General features: G+C 61.7%; 3 protein-coding genes and 1 pseudogene. 2 read left to right on the plus strand and 2 right to left on the minus strand.

What is annotated here, in order from left to right; genetic code table 11:
- Positions 1-351, plus strand: a pseudogene (locus VQ045_RS21500) (IS256 family transposase); the annotation flags it as partial.
- Between the two features lie 31 nt (positions 352-382).
- Here VQ045_RS21500 and VQ045_RS21505 read toward each other — a convergent pair.
- Entirely contained in the window at positions 383-688 is a 306-nt protein-coding gene (locus VQ045_RS21505) for a hypothetical protein (RefSeq protein WP_331831573.1), read from the minus strand.
- Between the two features lie 258 nt (positions 689-946).
- Positions 947-2,170, minus strand: coding sequence for an IS701 family transposase (locus VQ045_RS21510; protein ID WP_331831574.1), 1,224 nt, complete (start codon positions 2,168-2,170; stop codon positions 947-949).
- A 132-nt stretch (positions 2,171-2,302) separates the two neighbouring features.
- On the opposite strand from VQ045_RS21510, the gene VQ045_RS21515 reads away from it, so the two are divergent.
- Positions 2,303-2,642, plus strand: a 340-nt coding sequence (locus VQ045_RS21515) for a transposase (RefSeq protein ID WP_331831575.1), incomplete at its 3' end; no start/stop codon positions are given.

Here is a 2,642-nt window from a genome sequence, read left to right on the forward strand (position 1 = left end):
CGCCGGCTCGAACAGGACCGGCCGGGCGTCGCCGCGAGCATCCTGGAGGGTCTCGACGAAATCCTCACCGTTGTTCGTTTGAAGCTGCCGATGCAGCTTCGCCGCTCGCTGGCCTGCACCAACATCGCCGAGAACATGATGGGCACGATCCGGCGCGTCACGCGCAACGTGAAGCGGTGGCGAAACGGCAAGATGGCCCTGCGCTGGGTCGCCGCCGGCATGATCGAGGCGGCTAAGGGCTTCCGCAGGCTCAAGGCTCACAAGCAATTGCCGCTCCTCAGGGCCGCCCTTCTTACCCATCAGCAGCGCCTAACCGAAAAGCCCGTTGCCCCCGTTTCCAGGGCCGCGTAACGTTCAACCCGGCATCGCCGCTCAACGAAGTTCAACAAACTTCGGGACATCCCCCGGAAAGGAAATGGGCGACGATGAAAATCGCAACCGCGATGGTGGCGGCTTTGATGATCGCCACGAGATCCGGGAGCGAGGCGTAGCGCCAGACTCCCCGGTTCATCCCGAGCACAAATCCGACGATGCCAACGACTGCGCCAAAAATAATCGTCGCAAGGCCATATTCCGGCAGGTTGGAAAGGACCCTATCCGGATCCAATCTCAGGACCAGAGCCAAAAACAAGGCCGCAGCCCCCATGATGGTGTCATGCGCTAAGGCTATGCCGCGAACGAAAAGCATTCGGGAGACGTGACTTGAACTTGGCATGGCAACCATCGACCCGCAGTGGAACTCTGGAGAATTAACAGTTTCCTACTAAAAAATATGGCCAGAGGATAGGCTAGCATTACAGTTGCTTTCTTGATTGGATATAGGCCTGTTGGGCGGCGGCTTGGTGGGCGCGTCGCCAGAGTGACCAAGCAATGACGTGGGCGGGTTGGATCTGGCGCTTGGCCAACCGCGTGGCGACCCGGCGAATTTCCTGCACTGACCAGCGGATCAGCGGCGGCGAGGCGCGTTGATGATCCTGACCATGCTTTTTGGGGGCGTCACGGTGTTCGCGTGATGACGGATCGTGGTCATCATGGCGAAGGCCAGCATGACCAGCGAGACATGACGGTGCCAGCCGTGCCAGGATCGGGTCTCGTTGTGGTCGAGGCCCAGTTCGTTCTTGGCCGTCTCGAAGCTGTCCTCGATGGCCCAGCGATACCCCTCGACCCTGACCAGCGTCTCGAGGCCCGTTCCGGCCGGGCACCAGGTCGAGAAGAAGGCCATGTCGCCGTCGGCAATGTTGCGCCGGATCAAAAGGCCCCGCGTCCAGAGGCCGGTGAGCGCCTCGTCGTATTCGCCGGCGTCGAGATCGGCGAGATCGAGATAAGCCCAGTCATGCAGTCGCTCGCCCTTCGTGCCGTTTCCCGCCGACAGGCGGGTCCAGTCGTCAGGGGACAGCTTTCCCGCGATCGCCGCCGCCGTGCCGGCGACGGGCCGGGGTTTGTCCCAGGAGTTGAACGGATGATTGGCGTTGACGCCCAGCACGTAACCCTTGCCGGCGCGCCGCAACGCCGTCTCGATTCCGCCGACCCCGTAAACGCTGTCGGCTGCAACCCGTGCAAACGGCACGCCCGCGGCCATCGCACGCTCGATCATGGCAAGCGCGATGGCCGGCTTGGTCGCGAAGTTCGTTTCCGGCGGCACGTGCGCCGCCGCCATACGCGCCGGATCGCTCGTCCATGCCTTCGGCAGGTAGAGCGCCCGGTCGATGAAGGCATGGCCGTGGCGCGACACATAGGACGCAAACACACCGATCTGGCAATTGGTGATCTTGCCGGCCGAGCCTGTATATTGACGGCCCACTCCGCATGACGCCTTACCCTGCTTCAGGAAGCCGGTCTCATCGATAACCAGCACGGCTTCCGGATCGGCCAGCGTCTCCACCACATAGTCGCGCACGATATCGCGTAGCGCATCAGCATCCCATCGGCCGCGACCGAGAATCGCCTGCTGGCGCCAAGGTCCAGGATCCCCCGCCGCTTCCGCCCGCATCCAGCCCGTCTTGCGTCGCTCATCTCCGAGCAAACCGTCCAGGAATAAGCCTGCCGATGCCGCTACCCGCTCCTGGCGAAACAGCGGACGGATCCGTCGCTTCACGTCCCGCAGCGACGATGCCCAAAGCTCCAGCGTCTCTTCGATCGATGCGCCCATCATCCATGACCTCCGAATCATGGTCGCCCATCGATTCAGAGTTCAGAAGAACGTGCAACTGTAATGCTAGAGCATCGGGCGATTAATCGGCAACTGAATAGCCCCTAGATTTGTAGACGCCTTCTTCCCTAATTTTGAGGCAAGGAGGCCATGATGGGGTCAGGCAATTTCACGGACGACTTCAAGCGCGATGCGGTCACGCAGATCACTGAGCGGGGCTATTCGGTGGCGGAGGTGTCGAAGCGGCTCGGCGTAAGCCAGCATTCGCTCTACACCTGGAGGAGGAAGTTTTCGAAGCCCTCAGGTTCGGCCGATGTCGATCAGGCCGCGGAGATCCGTCGCCTGAAGAGGGACCTTGGACTTGGAGTTCCCCCGGTTCCGTGGCTCTTGCGCATGTTGTGTGGTTTTCACGGCGCCAGGATCAGTCGGCGGCGGAGCAGTTCGAGATTTCCGCGACCATACATTGAGCGCTTGAGCAGCTTCAGCTTATTCA

Source organism: Aurantimonas sp. E1-2-R+4, assembly GCF_036549515.1.
In the GTDB taxonomy this organism is placed as follows: domain Bacteria; phylum Pseudomonadota; class Alphaproteobacteria; order Rhizobiales; family Rhizobiaceae; genus Aurantimonas; species Aurantimonas coralicida_A.